The following is a 20,988-nucleotide window of genomic DNA, read 5'->3' as shown; positions in this document are numbered from 1 at the left end:
TCACCACGTCAGCTGTAGTTCTTCGAGGCCGAGAACAATGCTGGCGGAGCGGAGCCGAACGTCGTGCGAGGGTGAGAGGGCTAGGTCGGGAAAGCGCCTCAGTACCGCCGGCACGGCCGTGCGCAGGGTCATCCGAGCGAGTGAATGCCCAAGACAGAAATGGACGCCATGCCCGAAGGCGAGGTGACCGGCTACTCCCCTGGTGATATCGAGGTCGTCGGGTCTGTCCGTCAGATTGCTGTCGCGATTAGCGGCCAATAGGGACGGGATGACGAAAGATCCTGCCGGAATGGTCACCCCGGCGATTTGCACCTCGGTTACTGCCATGCGCGGTGGCTGCGAATGGGCGACCGACAACCACCGCAATAATTCCTCAATTCCGGAATTGACGCAGTTCGGGTCCTCGATCATCATGGCGGCTTGTTCCGGGTGATGCAAAAGGGCCAGTACACTGAGGCCGATCATGCTTGCTGTGGTCTCGTGTCCACCGAGCATGATCAGACTGATGATGCTGATAAGTTCGTCGGTGCTGAGGTTGTCGCCAATCTTGCGCGCCAGAATTCCCAACAAGTCGTCACCGGGTTGTTCCTGCGCACGGGTAACCAGGGTGGCCATGTATCGACGGTCTTCTCGCTGGGCAACCGCTCGTTGTTCTGCAGATGCCGACAGATCCAGGAGGCGTGCTGTTCGATCTCGCAATTCGTCGCGATCGGCATAGGGCACTCCCAACAGCTCACACAGTACGAGCAAAGAGACTGGTAGCGCGTAACGGTCCATAAGGTCGGCGGGTTGCCCGGCTTGCTCGAGACCATCCAATGCACTGTCCACTATCTCTGCGATGCGCGGCTGCAGGCGACTGAGCCGGTGCACTGAGAACTCCGCAGCAAGGATATGACGCAAGCGGGTGTGGTCGGGGGGATCGAGTCCGATGAGGTTACCGGCGCGCATGGCGGCTAGTTCATCTTCAATCACATCGCCGCCGCTGGGTATTGCGAACATTGGCGTGTGGGCGTTGCTGAACCGGTTTGAGTCTGCGAAGATTCGCCGGACGTCTTCGTAACGGCAGACGAGAAAAGCCGGGGCCCCGTAGAGTTCTCCTACTGGGATAACACCGTCGCGGTCACGGACCTGGGCGAGCTCTTCGGTCGGGTTCAGGCCGTTGCGTCGCATTTCTAAAGGTAAATCAGCCGTTCCGGCCATACCGGAATCCCTTCGATTGTTTGTAGAAGGACGAAGTGGCGCGCCGATGCCGAGGATCGCTGGCGCGTGGATAACTCGGATATCTCAGGCCACCGCTACAGACGCTCGCACGCGATAACCAAGTAGTCGATGCTGCGTTCGCGGAAGCCCTGGAGGAATGGTTCCTCGACACCTGTGCGCAACGCTGCCTGGTTGCGCAGGTCCCAGTACGGGATGGCTTCGTCGGTGTATCGCTGAACGTGATACGGCACCAGACCATTTGCTGCCAGAGTTTGGAAATAAGTACTGCGGGTGTGCATAGCGCACTGATATTCTTCGTCGATCAACCGTGATGCCTCGGAACGCTCAGCAACTACGTCGTTGCGGCACCAGGTGACTGCGACATAGCGGCCGCCGGGGCGCAGCAACCGGGCGAACTCGGTGAACGCCTCCCCTAGGTCGACACACATCGTGGTTTCGTTGGAGACGATGTAATCGAAGGTGTTGTCCTCGAAGGGGGCCTGAACCATGTTTGCGAAGTGGAATTGCACACGGTCCGAGCTCCCGCGTTCACGGGCCAACTTCTCTGCGAACTCGACATGGTGAGCGCAGTAGTTCACCCCGTCTACCCGGCAGCCGAATCGATCAGCGATTGTGAAGGTCGTTCCGCCTCGCCCCGATCCCGCGTCCATGACACGAGAGCTCGGTGAGACCTCCCCTAATGCATCGACGATAAGGTTGATTTCCAGCGACTCCATCCGGTGAAGTTCGCGCAGGATCAGTGACTCCCGCAGCTCCGCAGGTGCAGCGAGTACAGAGTGATCGTAGTCACCGATTCCGTAGTGGTGGTGGTACAAGCCGTCTTCAGTGCCCAGCAGCAGGTTGATATCGTCGGATTTTTTGGCATCCCAGTAGCGGCGCTGCTGTACGTCATGCTGGCCGAGGACTGCCACGTCGAGGTTCGGCATTTCAGGCTCCTTCAAGTTTGTGGTTTCCGGGTGGATGTCTCAGATGCGTTCGGCCGCAATCACTAGGTAGTTCAGTGAACCGTCGCTGTAGCCGCTGAGGAACGCATCCTCAACGCCGGTGCGGAGTTTGCTGTTGTTGCGTAGCTCCCAGTACGGCATAGCTTCGTGTGTGTACTGAGCCACGCGGTACGGAATCAGGCCGTTTGCCGCGAAGGCCTTGAAGTAAGTGCTTCGGCGGTGCATTCGGCATACGTAATGTTCATCGATCTGCCTTGTCGCGTCCGAGCGTGGGTCGACTGCGTCGTTGCGGCACCAGGTGGTCATTACGTAGCGACCGCCCCGTCGCAGTAGGCGGGAGAACTCGGCCATTGCTTCGTACGCGTCGGCGTACATCGTCGTCTCGTTTGAGACCACGAAATCGAAAGTGTGATCAGGAAATGGTGCCTGCAGCATGTTCCCGAGGTGGAATTGAACGCGGCTATCCCAACCGCGTTTGCGTGCGATCTGCTCGGCGAACGCGACGTGATGTTCGCAAAAATTGACGCCGTCGATTCGGCTCTCCGTCGCTCCAGCGAGACGAAAAGATGTTCCCCCGCGACCTGACCCGGCATCCATGCCGCGAGAGTTGGGCGGCAAAGGACCGAGGGCGTCGAGGATCAGTCCGACTTGATCATTCTCCATTCGATGCAACTCTCGCAAAATCGCGTTCTCTCGCTCCTCACCTACGGAATCCAGAATAGAGCGGTCGAAATCGCCAATCGCGTAGTGATGGTGGTAAAGATCATCATCAGCGCCCAGTAGGAGATTGATGTCATCGGTTGTTTTAGCGTCCCAGTGAGCTTTCAACTCACGTTCATAGCTATCGCGCGCATATTGATCTGCCGAGATCATCACAGTCTCCTTCTTCGGTTCTCCCCATCATTTCTGTATCTCAAGTCGACATGTCGAATGAACCATTGCGACCTGCAAGGTCGGCGACTTGATGATGTCTTCGACGCTACTTATCGAAATTAATTGCGGAAATACCTCCACAGCTCTTCGTCGCGAAGCGACAAAACTTTGGCACCGTGCGACAAGTGGGGTCGAAGTCCCCTACGGGGTCCAGTGCAGGTAGGCACCCATCTGCGCCGGCCGTGAGGAGACCATGGAAGCCGCAACCGGCCAACGATCAAGTCCTCGGAGTCGGGCCCTCCAAAGTCGACAACGACTACAGCCACGTCTACCGCGAGAACCCGCAGATCAATCGTCTTATGCCGTGAAGGCGATGCCCCGATCGGCGCGAGTGCGCGCGGACGTGACGGAGTTGCGTGGTAGCTACCGTGGACGGATAGCCGGACCGTCACTACCTCGAGCAAGGTCAAGAATTTTGTCTTGATGAATCCGTCACCCGGTCGTGTACTTGTTGCCCAGCGAGTTCGATCACGTCGACGCGGCGCGCCGGTACGAGAACCTTCGTTCCGGTCTTGACCACTCGGAATTGATCGGTGGATGTGTTCTCGAATTAGCTGGGTTCCGCGTAAAACCTTCTGAATTCCGAAGGCGAGCAACCCTTCAACTCGCGAAATAGCCGAGAAAGTCTCGACTGGTCACTAAGCCCCCACCGCGCACTGATGTCGCCTATCGGTATCTGTTGTAAGCTTGGGTCGATCAAATCGGCAGCGCACCTTTCAATGCGCTCATATGCTATATAAGCGGACAGAGTTCGCTCCTCTCGCTCGAAAGCGCGATGCAGCTGACGAACCGATACATGTAGTTTGCGCGCGAGTAGGTCGGGATTGAGCGTGGGATCAGAAAGATTCTTCTCGATCATCAAGCGCGCCGTCGCTACGAGGCCGGATTGCTGGTCAGGCGGTGCGTGGCCATGGGGCGGGTGCATTCCTTCCCACGCCAGTAATCGAACGGCTGAGATGACATTATGAGCCGTGAACGTGTTCAGCATTCCAATTTCTCTCGAAGTAGAATGTAAAGTATCTGAGAGTATTTTCCCCGTACCTTCAGCGTTTGGCACAACGCGAAGACCTCGACCCGAGGCGGCGTCGAAGTCTTCTCTTGAGCCCACCCTCTGCCGTAACGTGACTACCGCTAAACAGCTGGCACGGGTTACAGTCATTGTATAACTGTAATCGCTATAGTATAGGCCAATGCCTCCACTCTTCAGCGATATTTGGACGCCGTTCTGCGACAGAATTACTTCGCCCGATAAGACGTATTGAATCCTCACGGAGAATCGTGGATCGGCTTCGAGATCAACCTGTCGACGAGTAATTTCTCCTGGTCCGCACCGAATCGACGCTAAGCTGTCCCCATCGACTATTCGCGCAGTGAGTCGTGTCATACACTGTCGTTCAGGCGCGTGACACGCGGTTCCGTACACGGTGTACAGCTCGTGACTACGCTCTTCGCTAGATGCGTGGTCGGAAGTTTTGATCAGAGTTGTGGCATTGCGGTCGTTATGGGCATTGTCTCGGAACCTTTTTGAAGGTTCTCTATCGGTTGCAGCCATTTTCGCCCCCCGGCGCGAATCGTGTTCGGTCTTTAATTTGCTCATGTCCAGAGTCCGGCAGAACCGGCAACATCAACGGCCACAGGCGACGTGCTGTAACGGCTTCGACAGGTCGAGGCGTCGAGGCCGGATGCCCACTCCACGTTACTGCGGCCTGTTGGTGAAGTGATTGGAGTGATCTCTATGTGGTGTAGTCCGCGTTTATTCGAATGTATTCATCGGTGAGGTCGCAACCGAACACTCTCCAGGTGTCGGTGCCGATTCCGAGGTCTACGTTGATCTCGACGGTGGCAGTTGCAAGGTGTTCACGAACCACCTCGACGGTGTCGTGCTGGTCGAGTGACGAGCTCGGATACACATCGATGTCCGCGAATGCGACTCGGATTCTGTCGGGTTCTATGTCCACCTCGTTGCTACATTTTCCGATAGCCATGAGAACTCGACCCCAGTTGGGGTCTTCACCGTGGATCATCGTCTTGACCAAGGGAGAGTTGATGATCGACTTCCCGACCACGCGCGCTTGGCGCTCGCTCGATGCACCCGAGACCGTAGTGACGATCAGCTTGGTCGCACCTTCGCCGTCGCTGGCAATCATTTTCACCAGATCCGTGCACACTTCCTCGAGAGCCTGCTCGAACTCGGTATCGGGTACCGGGCCGGCGGCACCATTGGCGAAGACCGCCGCTGTGTCGCTGGTGGAGGTGTCGGTGTCGATCGAGACCGAGTTGTAGGTGCGGTCGACAACGTCACGAAAGATTCGGTTGAGCGTGTCCTGGGGGACGTCGGCGTCGGTGAAGACAAACGACAGCATGGTCGCCATGTCCGGTTCTATCATCCCGACGCCCTTCGCGATTCCAACGATGGTGCTGGTGCCGACGGCTCGTTCGGAGACCTTGGCGCGGGTGTCGGTGGTCATGATCGCTCGGGCCACCGCGTGCGCGTCGAGTGGTGTTCCCTGGCCGAGCCCGTCGAGTCCGGCGCGGATGGTGTCCATCGGATATTGCACTCCGATGACTCCGGTGGAGGCCATTATCAGGGCATCGGGTTCGATTCCTACGGTTCGTGCGACGGATGCGCGTATCTCGCTGGCGTTGCGGAGCCCTTCCGCGCCGGTCGCGACGTTGGCGTTCTTCGCCAACACGAGGACCCCGCGCGGACTGGTCTGCTCGATCGAGGTCTTGCTCAAGGTGACGCAGGGGCCCGCGAACAGTGACTTCGTGAAAACGACCGACGAGGTGCACGGCCTGTCGGAGATGACCATGGAGAAGTCGTCTTTACCTTCGTCTGCCAGTCCTAAATGGGTTGTCCAGCAGTGAAACCCTTGTGGGGACGCGGCGCTCATGTCTGCCCTTTCTGATCCGTGTGATGTCGAACTCAGGACGCTCTGCACCATGCCAGCAATGCGCGCCGGTCGGGCTTGCCGACAGACGTTTTCGGCCAGTCGGACATCAGAGTGATCTTTCCGATGAGACCGCAGCTGTTCATCACTTCGGTGACGCGAAGGTGGATTCGTCCGAGGTCTGCCCCGGTGGGTGCCAGGCGGCACAGTACTGTCGTCGGTGTGTCTGCTCCTGTGGCCGTTGGGGCGAAGACGACGACCTCGTCGACCTCGTCGAGTGCGGTGATCTCGTCGACCAGGACGCCTGCCGAACAGAGTTGACCGTGGTTGTTTGTCCATACGTCATCGATGCGGCCCAGGACGTTGATGGCACCGTTGTCGTGGACCATCACCGCGTCCCCGCTTCGATACCAGCCGTCCGTGAATGCGCTCTGTGTACGGTCCGGGTGTCCCCAGTAGCCTTCGGCTCGGTGCGCTCGGCGGAATTCGGGCTCGCCCACTCGATAGGTATCTGCGTCGATTCCGTGGATGGGGCGCACTCGCATCTCCACCCCGGGTAGGGGCCGCAGTTCGGCCGCGCTCTGCAACTGTGGCCGCAGATCTGCGCACATGATGCCGCACTCGGTGGCCCCGTAGAGCCTGCGTAGGTGGACCCCGCACCGCTGGTGGATCAGTCGCGCAGTGGTCGGCGTCAGGAGAGCCCCGCCCGTCAGTGCGGTGGTCAGGTGTTCACCCATTCGCTCCGATGCCGCCGGTGACGCTGCGATCGCGTCGTAGTGCGAGGGAAGGGCGCTCATATAGGTACCGTTCCAGTCGCAAATCGCTCTCGCGTGGGCAGAGGCCGGGAGACCGGCGTCGAGGTGCACCGTGGGTGCTCCCGAGAGCAAGCCCGCGAGAACGTGAACGTCCATCCCGTGCGCGAAATCGAGGGGGTGGATGTTGATGATCACATCGTCGGCTGTCAGACCGAGCTGCTGGCACCAGTCGGTGCGGTCGGCGAACAGCGATTCCTCGGTCCAGTACACCCATTTCGGCTCACCACTCGATCCGGATGTTTCGAGGATTCTTCCTCGCACGGTGTCGTGCTCGGTCACGTCGCATTGACGCGTTGGGTTGCAGTATCGGAGCTTTCGGGTTGCTGCATCGAACACGGAGGCCAGTTCGGGCAGGTCGGGGTCGATGTCGTGGTCGGTAATGGCGTGCCAGCGGCGGCCCAGTGCGCTCAGTCGGTCCCATGCTGGATGCCGCGTCCGGCTCGCCAGGTGCACGCCGCCGGCGGCCATCGTTCCCAGTAGTGCTGCAACGAAGTCTGCGGCCCCGGGGTGATGATCGACGACGACCACGTCGCCTTCGTCGATCACCGGTGCCAGTGCATCACGCCATGCCATCGCCGCGGCCGACAGCTCCCCGAACGTCGTATGGCGTCGTCCCTGGTGAAGTGCGTCCTGATCCTGTTGGGGCATGCTGTTCAGTGCGGCGAGGAACCCTCGCGCGTCAGACATTGATCTGTCCTCGGAACAAGTGTCTGACGCTGCCCGGTTCGATCGTTGTCCGCCCGTGCAGAACCTGTTCGTTGTCGAGGACGAGAAGATCACCCGGGGCCCAGTCGTGCGAGTAGAAGCTGGTACTGCCCCGCAGGTAGGAGTCGAGCCGTGCGAAGACGGCCCGGCTGTCTTCTTCGGTCGAGCCCGCCAGACGGACCGACCATCCTGCGGGGGTGGTCCGTTCCTCGGTGAACGGGAGTGCCACGTTCAACCGCGTTGTCCCCGTTGCTGATCGCACTGCAGGTGGAATCGACAGCCAGCGGTGCGCGACGTCGGGAAAGTGGGATTGGTCGGTGACGTAGTACTCCCAATCCACGTCGGTCACCGTGCTCAGGTCCGGTGGGAGTGTTGCATCGAGTAGATCCGATTGCAGACAGAGTTCTGTGCGTCCGGATCCTGTGGGCTGATCGACTGCATTGCAATACAGCGCAATGTATTTGGGACAGGTCCCGACAAGTGTGCCGTCGGTGTGCAGAGGCAGGGCACTGCGCCCGGTGACGACGCGGTCCGGTAGCGGGCTTGCGTCGAGATCGAGCAGACCTGCGCTTCCGGTGCCGAACCGATGTGTGGCGAGAGTCCCGAGCCCCTGCACGAAGACCTCGAAGTCGCTTCTGCCGAAGTCGACGTCGCCGACCAGAGCGAATCCATCCCGGGTGGCCACTGCCGCGAGATCTCCGGGATCGGTGGCCGTCACCGCTGCTCACCGCCGACCGCAACATCGTGGTTTCCCAGAGGGACCTCATCGAGGGTCTGTGCCCGGATTTGGGCACAGACGGCAGCCAGTTGTTCTCCGAGCGCGCCGTCCAACCCTGCTGACAAACCCGCCCCTTGGTGGATTGCGACTTTTCTCCCGAACGCAGTCTCACGGGGCAGTTGGTAGGCCGCGAGCTCGCGGAGGTAGTACTTTTCGATGCCGTCGACGGTCTTCAGCTGAGCGGGGACACTCTGTTGAAGGTGCAGTAGAGCAGGACTCCAGTACGGGTGGTACATGCGCGGCCCTGGGGTGAATTGGCCGGTCACCATCATTCCTGATGCGCTGGCGTCGTCGATACGTTCGTTCAGATCGCCGGCGACTGCGCCCATACCGAAATCGCTTCCGGCGTTGAGCAGATCGCTGCCGAGTCCGGTCACGAGGTCGGCACCACATGCTCGCGCCAACTCGAAGGCCACTGTCACCAGCAGATGCACGGTGATGACTTCTGCATCATCGGATTGAGTGTGCTGCATGCACGGGTAGATCGCCGCTGTCGATTCCTGTGCGGTGACGTCGATGACGTCGAGCGGCAGACCGACGTGGCGCGCTGTTCGAGAGGCACCGTCGATTTCGTCACCCCAGGGTGTGCGGAGGGTCAGTGCACGGACGTCGGCACCGGCCCTCCACAAGTAGGAGGCGAGGAGTCCGGAGTCGACACCACCGGAGAGCAGTAAGCGAATGGGACGACCCGACGATGCGATTTCCGTTGCTGCAGTGCGTAATCCATGGTCGAGCCACCCCATGGCCTGTTCGAGCGAACACCCTGGGACACCGCCCGACGGCGACGATCGGGGGACAGCGCGGTGCACCGACAACTCTCCGTCGGCGGAGCAGACCAGAGTCGTCCCGGGGCGAAGTGCCGTGGTGGTTCCTGCGCGGTGACCGACACTCGCGGCGGTCGCCGCGAATTGCGCTCCCACCGCCCATGTCCGTGCATCATCGGTGCGGGAGAGAAAGACTCGGCATTCGCCGTGCAGCGGCGTCGTGATCATGACTGTTCCGTCGTTGCGGTTCAGAACGGGGCCGGTATGTCCGCCAACACGGCGGATGCGGCCGCTGTGCGAAAAGACGACCCACCCATGATCGGTTGGGGTCATGGGTTGTCTCCGACAATTGTGCGCATCTTCTGTTGGGCCGCATCGCCTGCAGCGAACCCCGCTCGGTGGCCGGCTATTGCTGCAATACGGGCTCGTTCCATGTCGAGCAGCAGATCGTGGTTGACGAACGCCTTGGTGCGGGCAAACGGCACCGATTGGTACTCGGCCAGTGCCTGTGCTCGGGTGCATCCTGCAGCGAGCGGGTCACTATGGGCTGCAACGAGTTCATCGAGGAGGCCGTCGGAGAGTGCGGTGGTACCGAGCCATCGATCGCACCCGATGATCATTCGATTCGCCACGGCAGGCCCTACTCGGCGTTGCAGGAGCGGAGCTCCGAGTATGCAGGAGATACCCAACTTGAGCTCGGGCATACGGAGGTCCGACGTCGACGTTCCGATGCGCCAGTCGGCGCACAGTGCCAACTGAAGACCGATGCCGATGCAGTATTTGTCGATGACTGCCACGGTCGGTTTCGAGATCGACAGAACTGCTCGATACATGTCCACGCAGGCGTCGATCCATCGGTTGACCTCGGAGCCTCCCGTGAAGTCCTTGACTTCGTTGAAGTCACCGCCGACACCGAAGGATCGACCGTCTCCCCCGTACAGAACCAGCCCCTCGACATCCGGGGTGTCCCCTAGCTGCCAGACCAACTCGGTGATGCCGCGCATCTTGTCTGTGGAGAACGTGTTGTGTCCTTCACCGTCGAATTCGATGATCGCCAAGGGGCCGTTGCGAACTGCAGTACCGCCATGGGCTTCGGGCGACCTGGGCCGATCGTGGGGCTCGTGGGTGGCGGAGGGTGAGTGCAGTGTTCTCACGCTTCGACCAGCTCCCCACGCTTTCGGCGGTCTGCGTCGAGGGCGCGGCGTGTGTAGAGACGTTGTCCCCATTGTTCGCTGTGATCGGCGCTGATAGCGGTGCCGTTGCATATTGTGGTGACGATTCGATGGAATTGAGCCAGTGCGGCGGCGGCGGTGCGTTCGCTCAAGCTCGTCTCGGATTCGCCTGGGACGATGTCGAATCGGTCGACTGCGATGATCGGACCGCCATCTACCTTCGGGGTGATGATGTGGCAGGTGGCCCCGAATTGCGTCTGGTTGTCGTCGATCGCGTAGCGATATCCGCCGATCCCTCGGTAGTTCGGGGTCGCCGGGTGGAAGTTCACGGCCAGTTCCCGCACTCGATCGAGTGTGGCCTCGGACAGGATGAAGTCCGATTTGAAGGACAGAAGCAGGTCGCACCCGTGCCACTGATCGAACGATCGAGTTACTGGATCGCCGTAGTCCCAGGCAAACCAGTCGACGTCGGCGAATCTGCGGCGGAGAAAGTCGTGGGCGAGTTCGCCCCACCGTGATCCGTCGGAGATGAGCAGAACAGAGCGGGTGTCTTTCATCGAGTGACAACTCCTTCGGTGAGTGGGAGAGCCCAGCAGTACGCGAATCCGGCACCTGCTTCGTGTAGAAAGGTGTCTGCCTCTTCGTAATCGGCCAGAGCCGAGCTGTATCGGCCGTATTTCGGGGACGTCCGGCCGATGCATCGAGCGGAGCCCTTGTACAGCTCGACGGTCACTGTGCCCGTCACGCGGTGAGCCAGACGGGCGCAGTAAGCATCGAGTGCTGCACGCAGATCGGTGAACCAGTAGCCGTAGTAGACCAACTCTGCGTACTGGTCGGCGATGGACCGCTTGTGGTGGAGCGTCTCTCGGTCCAGTACGAGTGCTTCGAGATCGGTTCGTGCAGCGAGAAGAACTGTTGCAGCGGGTGCTTCGTAGATTCCGCGGCTCTTGAATCCGACGATGCGGCTCTCGAGAATTTCGGTACGCCCGATACCGTTCGCGGCCGCTGTGTCCCCGAGTTCGCTGACCAGGTCGATCAGGTCGAGCTTGCGGCCGTCGAGAGCGACGGGGATGCCTGCTTCGAACTCGATCGTGATCGTTGTTGGACGATCCGGTGCCTGCACCGGCGCGGTCGTGATCTGCCATGCATCGGGCGGTGGAGCGTGGTCGATGAGGTCGAGATCCCCGCACTCGATGCTGGTGCCCCAGATATTGGTGTCGATGCTGTACGGCGTCGTCTTGCTGACACCCACATCGATACCGTGACGATCGGCGTAGGCAATTTCGCTACCGCGGGAGGTCATTTCCCAATCGATGACAGGTGCGAGGATGTCGAGCTCGGGAGCCAACGCCCGCACGGAGGTGTAGAACCGGACCTGATCGTTTCCCTTGCCCGTGGCACCGTGAGCGACTGCGGATGCACCGCGTTCGCGAGCGATGCTGACCAGCCGCTCGGCGATCAACGGTCGAGACAACGGTGCAGCCAGAAGATATTTTCCCTCGTATGCAGCGCCGGCGGCGAGAGCCGGGATTGCATAGTCGTGGAGGAACAGGTCTCGGACGTCTTCGACGATAACTTCCGACGCGCCGGCCGCGGTTGCGCGCTTCGAGACGGCCTCGAGGTCCTCGATTTGGCCGAGGTTCGCGCAGTACGCGATGACCTCGGTCTGATAGCGCTCTTTGAGCCAGTGCACGGCAACGGATGTGTCCAATCCGCCGGAATATGCCAGGACGATGCTCATACCCCGACCTCCATCGCGAGTTCGGGCACGCTCACGCCGCCGACGACGGATCGCGCTGCTCGTAGGCATTCCGCCTTCGCCTCCCAGAGGCGGGTTCTGGCTTGCCGGATTTCGGCGAGTCTGTCGGTCACGTCGGCCAGGCCTTGCTCCTGCTGTTCGGAGACCCGCGTCGGTCCGGTGGATCCGGCAGAGATGTAGCTGCGCAGTGTGTGGAGCGGATCGCATATCTGCTTCATGTCGACCTCACTGATGTCGATGTCGTGTTCCTCGCGGAGGAAAGTGGTGGTGAACGCGACGTTGCGCAGGGTGTGACCGGCTGCGAGGGCGGCGTTGACGAGGTCACCGGTGATGCGGTGGGCTGTGCGGAAAGGAACGTCGAACCGAGAGACCAAGATGTTGGCGATCTCTGTCGCGGTCGAGAAGTTGTCCCAGCACAGGGCTCTGCCGCGAGCACCGTCGAACGCGGTGTGCAGGTTCTGGCGTCGGCACAGGCGAATGGTGTCGAGGTACGTATCGAGGGCGCCCCAGTAAACCGGTTTGTCCTCCTGCAGGTCGCAGCTGTACCCGAGACCGACCGACTTCTCCATCACCAGCAGTTGCACCAGCGCACCCACCGCGCGACCGGACTTCCCTCGCGCCAGTTCTGCAACCACCGGATTCTTCTTCTGCGGCATGATCGAGCTACCGGTCGCGAACGAATCGTGCACTTCGGCGAGAGCGTATTCGTTCGAGCTCCAGGTGACGATCTCTTCCTGCATGCGAGATAGATTCACAGCACCGCTGGCAGCTGCGCCCGCTACTTCGACTGTCCAGTCCCTCGTCGACGTCGCATCGAGCGCATTGACCATCGGTGCATCGAACCCGAGAAGCCGGGAGGTGTAATCGCGGTCCAGGGCGAATGTAGTTCCGGCGAGCGCACACGCGCCGAGCGGATTGATGTTGATGCGCTTCCAGGCATCCATCAGTCGGGAGGCATCACGCAGCAAGGCCTGTGCGTGCGCAGCCTTCCAAAATGCTACCGAAATCGGTTGCGCTGCCTGCGAATGCGTGTAGCCGGGTAGAACTGCTTCTCGTTCCGACTCGGGGCACCCGAGCAGATCCTGCACGAACATGAGCAGTTCTTCGCTGGCATCGAGCAGCCACTCGCGGGTGACCATGCGTGCGTCGGTCTGCACCTGATCGTTTCGGGACCGTGCGGTGTGCATGCGGCCGCCGACGGGTCCGATCCGTTCGATGAGCATGAATTCGGTGTTGAGGTGCACATCTTCTTGTCGGACGTCGAGCTGCAATCCACCGTCGGCTCGGCTGCTCTCCATGTCGAGCAGCCCAGCGAGAAGCGCTTTGGTGTCGGGTTCGGTGTTGATTCCCGCGCGACCGAGCATCAGAACATGAGCGATGTTCTGCCACAGGTCGTGTTCGAGCATTCTGCTGTCTACCGATGCTGTCTCTGTGTAGCGAAGTACATCGTCGGTGATATCGGTGGAGAATCTTCCACCCCAGAGCTTTTCGCTCATTGATCGGTACCCCTCTGTGTGCGTGATGGTTCGGTTTCGGTACAGGAAAGTTCGGGTTAGGGCACGGCAAAGCCAAGACCTGGCGGGATTGGACGGCCCGGGGCGCGGACCCGGGCCAAGGCGTCGTTACACAATCAAGTCACGTCGGGCTCGGGTCGAGTAGTTGAAAGAGCGAAGGGAGAAGGGCTCGGACGGCGGGGGTGTTTACTCGAAGGCCAGCCGGACGCCGAATCCCACCAGAACAACACCCAGTCCACGCTCGAGCCACGCCCCCAAGCGGCCCTTCTCCAAGAACCGGCGAGCGGACGAGGCAAGAAGTGCGTACGAGGACAGACATATCAGCGCCACCACGAACTCGATCGACATGAGCAGCATGGACCAAACGAAAACGTTCCCGTCGCGCGGAATGAACTGCGGCAGCACCGCCAGGTAGAACGCACCCATTTTCGGATTCAACAGGTCCGCGACGAAACCGGTCATGAACGCTCGCGACCACTTCGGCTGGTGCGCGTTGTAAGTCGCGGCATCGACGTCGGTGAAGCTGCCCTTGCGCTGCCAGATACTCTGAATTCCTAGAAACACCAGGTAGGCGGCACCTGCGATACGTACCGCGTCGAATGCCCCGGGGACGCTGGTGAGCAAGGACGCCAACCCCACGGCCGCAGCGATGCCCCAGGCCATCGACCCCGTCGCCGCACCCAAAGCTACGGCGATGCCGTGACGCACACCGCCGGTAAGCGAGTGCTTGACCGCCAACATGACGTCAGGACCTGGGATTATTCCGAAGACGATAGCGACGGGGAGATAGGCCAGAACGGGGTTGTTCACGGCAAGAACGGTACGACCGCTCCAGCATCGATGCACGTTTCCTAAGTATCGCTGATCTAGGTTTAGTATTTGTGGATGTACAACCACGATCAGCTCGCCACACTTGCCGCGATCTGCGATTCAGGGTCGTTCGAGGGAGCTGCAACGGCGTTGCACATCTCGTCTTCTGCAGTCAGCCAACGCATTACCGCGCTCGAACGAGCGTCGGGGGCCGCGCTGCTACAGCGAACCAGGCCGGTACTACCCACCAGAAACGGGCAAGCCCTGCTCCGACTCGCGCGGCAGATCGAAGTCCTCACCGTCGACGCCGACGCTGAGCTACGCGGCGGCTCAACGACAACGAATACTGCTGCACCGCTGCGCTTTTCACTTGCTATCAATGCCGATTCGGTCTCGACGTGGTTCCAACCGGTGATGAAAGCGATAGCCGTCGACCGACGGATACTGCTGGACCTCCACATCGAAGATCAGGACCATACAGACGCTCTACTGCGTCAAGGCGCGGTCATGGCCGCCGTGACGACCTCACGCACCGCAGCACCTGGCTGTACGGTCGAACCGCTCGGAGCCATGGTCTATTGGCCCGCGTGCGCACCCTCACTCATTCGCGACGCCGACTCCGACGGTTGCGATCCCAGCCGCCTCCCGATGCTGCGATTCGACAAAAAGGACGACCTGCAACACGCCTATCTACGCAAGATCAAGGCGCACCGTGAGCCCCCGATCCACTACCTCCCATCGAACCGCGAATTCCTGACTGCAGCTCGACTCGGACTCGGGTGGGGCGTGCTACCGGAAGGACAAATCGCACGCGACCTCGCCGACGGGACACTCGTTCACCTCGACCCCGACCACAACGTCACCATTCCCCTGTATTGGCAACGATGGCACCTGCCATCCGAAACCCTCGACAGAATCACAGGCTGGGTACGCGATGCTGCACATAACGCATTGATCGACACACCCAAAGAACGAAAAACAGCGAACCGTCCCCCAGGTCATGCGGTGACCGGCGCGGCAACACCGGAACCTGCGTGAGTCCGGCGGTCATCGGTCCAGCTGTGACGGCTAATTGCACACCCTGATTGGACCAAAGTTGCGGCGATGCACGCCGGTCGCATGGTCCGCCGCCGGGTGCGCGCCTAAGGTCGCCGATCGCTGACCGAGCATACGACGCGGGGCGTTGAGCCTCGACCGAATGCTCCACCACGCATCGAAGTATCGATCGGCGCGGATCCCATAGTGTACGAAAAGCAGTGATTGCTGGCAGCACAACTGAAAAACGTCAAAACAGCTACTGCTGCAGCTTTTTTCAGACTGGGAGTACGCACGGCCTGCGGCGGCGCGGGTCTCTGTTCCGTCAGGGTGAGGCGAGTGCCTCGGACAGGTAACGAATCAGTGCCGCCTTGAGCTCGGTCACGAGCTGGTCCTTCTTGTTAGTTTTTTCTGCGGCGATGACGGGCATCATTCCGCGGGTGATCTGCAAGGCCACCAGCGCGTGGAGGTCGATGCGTTCGCTGGACAGGGTCGGTGCGAGTGCGGCCAAGGTCTGGGCGACCCTCTGGGAGAGTTCGCTCTGCAATGGTACGACTGCGGTATACAGGGCAGGCTGGGTATCTGCTCGCGAGAACAGTTGCAGGAAAGCCGGATTGGCCGCATTGAAGGCGACCATATTGTCGACGGCCCGGTCGATGAACTGCGGTAGAGATTCCACGAAGCCGTCCGGTCGCGGATCGACCGCGGCCGATTGGGCGTCGGTCAACTCCACGACGTAGCGTTCCGCCAATGCTGCGGCGATGTCTTCCTTGTTTCTGAAGAACTGGTACAGCGAACCCGGTGACATGCCCGATTTGCTGGCGATAGCGTTCGTGGTCGCTGCGTCGAACCCGACTTCTCCGAACAACTCCTCCGCACCGTCGAGGATCGCAGCGATGCGCTTGAGTCCGCGATCCTGACGCTTGGGTGCAGGAGAGGTAGTTGGCGTCGAGGTATTCGGCATGTGAACTCCAGGCTTTCCGGTAGACAAGACGAGCTTTCGCTCGTATTCTCGCAAATCACGAGCAATCGCTCGTATCCACGGTAGCAGGGGGACCCGCGATGCCCACCCGATTCGCCACAACTCGACCCGGCCTCACCCTCGTAGTGGCCGGCGTCCTCTTCCTCGTGCTCGCAGCAGTCGCTGCCGGTGCGATGAATGCACTGTCCCTGAACAGGTTCGAGGCGACCAACGCCCCGTCTGCGGCAGCCGAGGCGCTGCTCAACGACACCTTTCAGACCGGCACACCCAACATCACCATCCTCGTCACCGCGAAGACCGGCGACGTCGACAGCTCGGCCGTCGCCGCGGACGGGTTACGTCTGACCGAGTTCGTCGACACCTTCCCCGGCATCGACGACACATGGTCCTACTGGACCGAAGAGGTTCCGACCCTCGCCGCCGGGGACGGCAGCTCGGCGCTGATCCAGGCGTGGGCACCGGGCGACGCCACCGAAATCCGGCAACAGGTCCTTCCCGCTCTCGACGAGGCACTCAGCCGGTCGGCTACCTCGAACATCGACATCGCTCTCGGCGGCAGCGACGAGGTGTTCCGCTCCGTCGCAGAACAATCCAGGACCGACTTTCTCCGAGCAGAGCTGATCATCGCCCCGCTGGTGATCGCACTGTTGTGGGCCGTCCTACGGCGGCTCCGTCTCGCCGCAGTGGTCTTCGCAACCGGACTGTTCTCCGTCGTCGGCACCCTGGCCATCATGCGCGTGGTGGCAGCCTTCACCGAAGTATCGACCTTCGCGGCGAACATCGCGCTGGTGATGGGCATTGCACTCGGCGTCGATTACGGACTGTTCCTGATCTACCGCTTCCGAGAGGAAGCCCGCCGCACCGCTGACCTGACGTTGGCCGTGCAGCGAGCAGCGCAGGCAGCCGGACGCACCATCATGTTCTCCGGCGCCACCGTCGCCGCGTCACTGGCCGTTCTGCTGGTCTTCCCGTTCCCGTTCCTGGCCTCGTTCGCCTACGCCGGGATAGCCGTCGTCGCCACCGCCGTGCTCGCCGCTACGGTCGTACTCCCGGCCGCATTGGTGCTGCTCGGGCACCGCGCCTTACGGCGCAAGGAACCGGACACCGACGGAAGTACCGTGTGGCGGCGGATCACCGTGGCCACGACCGGCCGACCTGCAGTGTTCGCGATCGCCGGTGTGGTGATCTTGATACTGCTCGGAGCGCCGGTACTAGGCGTTCGGTTCGGCGCACCGGACGATCGCATCCTGCCGCAGTCGGTTCCGGTCCGCGCCCTGTACGACACCATCCGCGACGACTACGCCAGCGAGGATGCAGACGCAATTCTGCTCGTCGCACCGACCATCGCACCGGACGGCCTCGCTCGGTACGCCTCCGATCTCGCAGCACTGCCCCAGGTGCTACGAGTGGACAGCGCACTGGGCACCGTCGAACCCGACAGGGCGCTCACTGCTCCACCGAACGGCGCCGTCCGTTTCACTCCCGACACCGCAGGCAGCTACCTCTCGGTGGTACCGACTCGCGAATCACTGGACGACAGAGCCGGATTCGTCTCCGCGGTACGGTCGGTGGAGCCTCCCGGCCAGGTACTCGTCGGCGGCTCACCCGCGATGCTCGACGACTACACCGACGGCGTCACCGCCCGGCTCCCGCTCGTGGCCGTGCTCATTGCACTGATCACCTTCGCCATTCTGTTCGTGATGACCGGATCGATCATCGCCCCCATCAAAGCCACCATTCTGAATCTGCTGTCACTGACGGTCATGTTCGGTGTCCTGGTGTGGGGTTTTCAGAACGGCAATCTTGCTGGGCTGCTGGGTTTCACCCCTACCGGTGCCATCGAGCCGAGCATCCCCATCCTGATGTTCTGCATCGCCTACGGCCTGTCGATGGACTACGAAGTCTTCCTGCTCTCGCGCATCAAAGAAGAATTCGACCGTACCGGAGACAATCGCCAATCCATCATCGATGGCATCTCACGCTCCGCACCCGTCGTCACCGCAGCAGCTCTCATCCTGGCCGCATCCTTCGCCACCTACGCCACTTCCGGGGTGACCTTCCTTCAGCAACTCGGAATCGGCATGGCACTGGCGGTCCTGATCGACGCCACCGTCATCCGAGCGATCCTCGTCCCCTCCATCATGGCCCTGACCGGCCGCTGGAACTGGTGGGCACCGCGCCCACTGGCACGCCTGCACCAGCTCATCGGCATCACCGATGCTCCACGCGTCGATACACCTGGTACCGAAGTCGACCCTGGAAGACCCAAAACCCCTGTATGAGCACTGCACTCGCACGCTCCCAGCCACCACATCCCCGCCCCGATCGGAGTACCCCATGCTCGACAGCCGCCATCACCCCCTCTCACGGCTCCTCGCCGCGATTGCGATAACCGTCGCGTCGACCGCCATCTTTCTCGGTGGAACGGCCATCGCCTCCGCGCAGCCGACCCGATCGGACGTGATCGACGTACCGGTGTCCTTCACAGTCCGCAACACCAACGACACAGCCGTCCCGTGCACCGCCGACGGCGGAACCTACACCATCCGTGGCCATCTCACCGCTCCCGCAGAGGGTTTCGGCAACGCCATCACCCTCTACGAACACGGCATCGCAGCCGGCGAATGGTACTGGCGTCTTCCAGTCGAGGGATACCACCACACCTACGAAATGGCCGCTCGCGGACAGACCTCACTGACGATCGACAGACTCGGATACGACACGAGCGACGCTCCGGCAGGCGGGGCCATGTGCGTGGGGTCCCAAGCAACGATGGCCCATCAGATCGTCCAAGCGCTGCGTACCGGCACCTATCAATGGGATGCATCCGGAACGGCCCCCACCTTCGGGCACATCACCCTCGCCGGCCAGTCGAACGGCGGGCAGATCGTCCAGATCGAGGCCTACACCTTCGACGACGTCGACGCTCTCGTCGTCATGGACTGGGCCGATCGCGGACTGACACCCGAGGCCTACGTCAGATTCTTCGCCGCCACACCACGCTGCCTCACCGGAGGCTCGGCATCGGAAAACAATCCCGCCGCCAAGGGCTACACCTTTTACGACCAAGGAACCACTGAATTCGTGACAGGAAACTATGCCGATACCGAACAACAAGTAATCGATACAGCAGCGCCCTATCAGAACCAACACCCGTGCGGCGACATGCTTTCACAAGGCCCCGGAATTCTTCTCGACCTGGCCAAAATGTCGAGCATAGACATTCCAGTTCTCGGCCTCTACGGACAGGACGACGCACGCGTGCAATTCGGTGACGAACATATTGCATCGTTCACCGGAACATCGGACAGAAAGGCGATCACGATTCCTCACGCAGGCCATTACATGGGCCACGCACGGAACGCCGCCATCGTCTTCGACTCGCTCGACCAGTGGCTCGACGCCCGACAACCCCACTGACCGCATCAGATCGGCATCAAATAGCTGAACGCACTATTGCGAGCCTGTGCACTTAACCGTGTGCACAGGCTCACAATAGTGCTCGAATTACTGGCGGTATATCTGCGCTCGAACTGAAATTATATTGTTACGGGAATCACTTTCCGAACATTTGGAATTAACGTGAAAAGAATTGACTTATCGAAAACGTGGCGCTGTACTTGAAACCACGTACCGATCGGTGCGTTTCGCACAAAGCAGAAAATCTGCGACCACCTTCCTGGGGGAAGAAATGACTGTCACCACACCACCGTTCGATATCGCCAGTGAACTGACATTCGATCGCACTGTGCCGCGAAGCCTCGTCCACCGCGCAGCTGTCAGCGAGGTCTTCCTCACCGACGCTGCTGCGACGGGCGAGAACCGATTCGTCGTCGCCGCGCAGCTACCGCGAGGGCATGCCCTCTACAGCGACCGACTCGACGACCGGTACGACCCCATGATCCTCGTGGAGGCATGCAGGCAGGCCTCGATCCTGATCAGTCACCAGTTCTACGGAGTACCCAAGGACTGGGCGTTCGTCTTCCGCAAGGCCTCGGTGTCGGTGACCGACCTCGCTGCCCTCCAGGTCGGGGAAACACCGGGCCGGTTGGTCATCCGAGTCGAATTCGAGAAGCGGTTCCACGTCGAGGGGTACCTGACCGGGGCAGTCGGTAGGTACCAGACCGTTCTCGACGGCGTGCCTGTCGGCGAATTCGTCGGATCCCTGAGCTTCATGCCCAAGCAGATGTTCGCCGAGATGCGCGCGGCCGGGCGGGCAGCGAAGAACACCCCCGATCAGCCGTATACCTCTGCCGCCGTTCCGCTTCCGCCTGCACGCGTTGCCCGGCGGGACTCGAAGAACGTCGTCATCGCCTCCACCGGCACCGAACACCCCGACACGACGTACGAGGTCGTCGTCGACAACAACCACCCGTCGCTCTCCGATCACAAGGTCGACCACGTCTCGGGGATGCTCTTGACCGAAGCGTGCAGGCAGGCATCGGTGTGCGCCGTCCTCGACACCCACTCACTGCCGGAATCGTCGGTCGGTTCCCCGGTGCGCTACGACATCCAGTTCCTCGACTTCGCCGAACACGAGCTTCCTGTCTACTGCCGCTTGATCGACACCGCACCCACCGAGTCCGGGACTGGGATCGTCGCATCTTTCGAACTCGTCCAGGGTGACGTCGTCATCGTCCGCTCGCAGGTCGAGGTGGGATGACG

The 20,988-nt window shown here is 61.1% G+C and carries 18 protein-coding genes; 4 read left to right on the top strand and 14 right to left on the bottom strand.

What is annotated here, in order from left to right:
* From BH95_RS27090 to BH95_RS27030, 13 genes are all read right to left on the bottom strand, one after another.
* Nucleotides 1-1,200: a cytochrome P450 gene (locus BH95_RS27090; RefSeq protein WP_015586131.1), complete on the bottom strand. Its 1,200-nt coding sequence runs from the start codon at nt 1,198-1,200 to the stop codon at nt 1-3.
* Nucleotides 1,201-1,295: 95 nt separating this feature from the next.
* Entirely contained in the window at nt 1,296-2,147 is an 852-nt protein-coding gene (locus BH95_RS27085; RefSeq protein ID WP_032365004.1) for an SAM-dependent methyltransferase, read from the bottom strand.
* Between the two features lie 39 nt (nt 2,148-2,186).
* Nucleotides 2,187-3,038 (bottom strand): SAM-dependent methyltransferase, encoded by an 852-nt coding sequence (locus BH95_RS27080; RefSeq protein WP_015586129.1) that lies wholly within the window; start codon nt 3,036-3,038, stop codon nt 2,187-2,189.
* A gap of 610 nt (nt 3,039-3,648) precedes the next feature.
* Nucleotides 3,649-3,957, bottom strand: a complete 309-nt coding sequence (locus tag BH95_RS30040; protein WP_368665489.1) for a helix-turn-helix transcriptional regulator — start codon at nt 3,955-3,957, stop codon at nt 3,649-3,651.
* Nucleotides 3,958-4,831: 874 nt separating this feature from the next.
* Complete coding sequence (gene argJ / locus BH95_RS27075; RefSeq protein ID WP_032365003.1) at nt 4,832-5,992, bottom strand: bifunctional glutamate N-acetyltransferase/amino-acid acetyltransferase ArgJ; 1,161 nt, start codon at nt 5,990-5,992, stop codon at nt 4,832-4,834.
* A gap of 32 nt (nt 5,993-6,024) precedes the next feature.
* Nucleotides 6,025-7,491 carry a class I adenylate-forming enzyme family protein gene (locus tag BH95_RS27070; protein WP_032365002.1) on the bottom strand — a complete coding sequence of 489 codons (1,467 nt, stop codon included), beginning with the start codon at nt 7,489-7,491 and terminating at the stop codon, nt 6,025-6,027.
* Nucleotides 7,484-8,227, bottom strand: a complete 744-nt coding sequence (locus tag BH95_RS27065; protein WP_015586125.1) for a TauD/TfdA family dioxygenase — start codon at nt 8,225-8,227, stop codon at nt 7,484-7,486. The genes BH95_RS27070 and BH95_RS27065 overlap by 8 nt, the downstream gene beginning before the upstream one ends.
* On the bottom strand, nt 8,224-9,279 hold the full coding sequence (locus BH95_RS28010; RefSeq protein WP_033188359.1) for an asparagine synthase C-terminal domain-containing protein: 1,056 nt from the start codon (nt 9,277-9,279) through the stop codon (nt 8,224-8,226). Before BH95_RS28010 ends, BH95_RS27065 begins: the two co-directional genes overlap by 4 nt.
* Before the next feature lie 101 nt (nt 9,280-9,380).
* Nucleotides 9,381-10,205, bottom strand: coding sequence for an enoyl-CoA hydratase/isomerase family protein (locus BH95_RS27050; protein ID WP_052047791.1), 825 nt, complete (start codon nt 10,203-10,205; stop codon nt 9,381-9,383).
* Entirely contained in the window at nt 10,202-10,780 is a 579-nt protein-coding gene (locus BH95_RS27045; RefSeq protein ID WP_032364999.1) for a formyltransferase family protein, read from the bottom strand. The genes BH95_RS27050 and BH95_RS27045 overlap by 4 nt, the downstream gene beginning before the upstream one ends.
* Complete coding sequence (locus BH95_RS27040; protein ID WP_015586121.1) at nt 10,777-11,964, bottom strand: argininosuccinate synthase; 1,188 nt, start codon at nt 11,962-11,964, stop codon at nt 10,777-10,779. The genes BH95_RS27045 and BH95_RS27040 overlap by 4 nt, the downstream gene beginning before the upstream one ends.
* Complete coding sequence (argH, locus tag BH95_RS27035) at nt 11,961-13,478, bottom strand: argininosuccinate lyase (RefSeq protein ID WP_052047792.1); 1,518 nt, start codon at nt 13,476-13,478, stop codon at nt 11,961-11,963. The genes BH95_RS27040 and argH overlap by 4 nt, the downstream gene beginning before the upstream one ends.
* Nucleotides 13,479-13,682: 204 nt before the next feature.
* Nucleotides 13,683-14,306 carry a LysE family translocator gene (locus tag BH95_RS27030; protein ID WP_032364998.1) on the bottom strand — a complete coding sequence of 208 codons (624 nt, stop codon included), beginning with the start codon at nt 14,304-14,306 and terminating at the stop codon, nt 13,683-13,685.
* A gap of 75 nt (nt 14,307-14,381) precedes the next feature.
* Between BH95_RS27030 and BH95_RS27025 the strand changes: the two genes are divergently transcribed.
* Entirely contained in the window at nt 14,382-15,344 is a 963-nt protein-coding gene (locus tag BH95_RS27025) for a LysR family transcriptional regulator ArgP (protein WP_015586118.1), read from the top strand.
* 322 nt (nt 15,345-15,666) lie between these two features.
* Here the strand turns inward: BH95_RS27025 and BH95_RS27020 are convergent, their stop codons facing one another.
* On the bottom strand, nt 15,667-16,305 hold the full coding sequence (locus BH95_RS27020; protein ID WP_015586117.1) for a TetR/AcrR family transcriptional regulator: 639 nt from the start codon (nt 16,303-16,305) through the stop codon (nt 15,667-15,669).
* 98 nt (nt 16,306-16,403) lie between these two features.
* Here BH95_RS27020 and BH95_RS27015 point away from each other — a divergent pair, with 98 nt between their 5' ends.
* The 3 genes from BH95_RS27015 (at nt 16,404) to BH95_RS27005 (ending at nt 20,986) form a co-directional block, all read left to right on the top strand.
* Nucleotides 16,404-18,605, top strand: coding sequence for an MMPL family transporter (locus tag BH95_RS27015; RefSeq protein ID WP_052069823.1), 2,202 nt, complete (start codon nt 16,404-16,406; stop codon nt 18,603-18,605).
* Nucleotides 18,606-18,660: 55 nt separating this feature from the next.
* A complete protein-coding gene (locus tag BH95_RS27010) occupies nt 18,661-19,743 on the top strand; it encodes an alpha/beta hydrolase (protein ID WP_015586115.1) in 1,083 nt (360 codons plus the stop codon).
* Between the two features lie 271 nt (nt 19,744-20,014).
* Nucleotides 20,015-20,986, top strand: a complete 972-nt coding sequence (locus BH95_RS27005; protein WP_015586114.1) for a ScbA/BarX family gamma-butyrolactone biosynthesis protein — start codon at nt 20,015-20,017, stop codon at nt 20,984-20,986.
* Nucleotides 20,987-20,988 lie beyond the last annotated feature (2 nt).

The sequence above is a fragment of the Rhodococcoides fascians A44A genome, from assembly GCF_000760735.1.
Classification (GTDB): Bacteria; Actinomycetota; Actinomycetes; order Mycobacteriales; family Mycobacteriaceae; genus Rhodococcoides; species Rhodococcoides fascians_E.
Note: the sequence above shows the minus strand (reverse complement) of the source record. Positions and strands in the feature narration are given on the sequence as shown.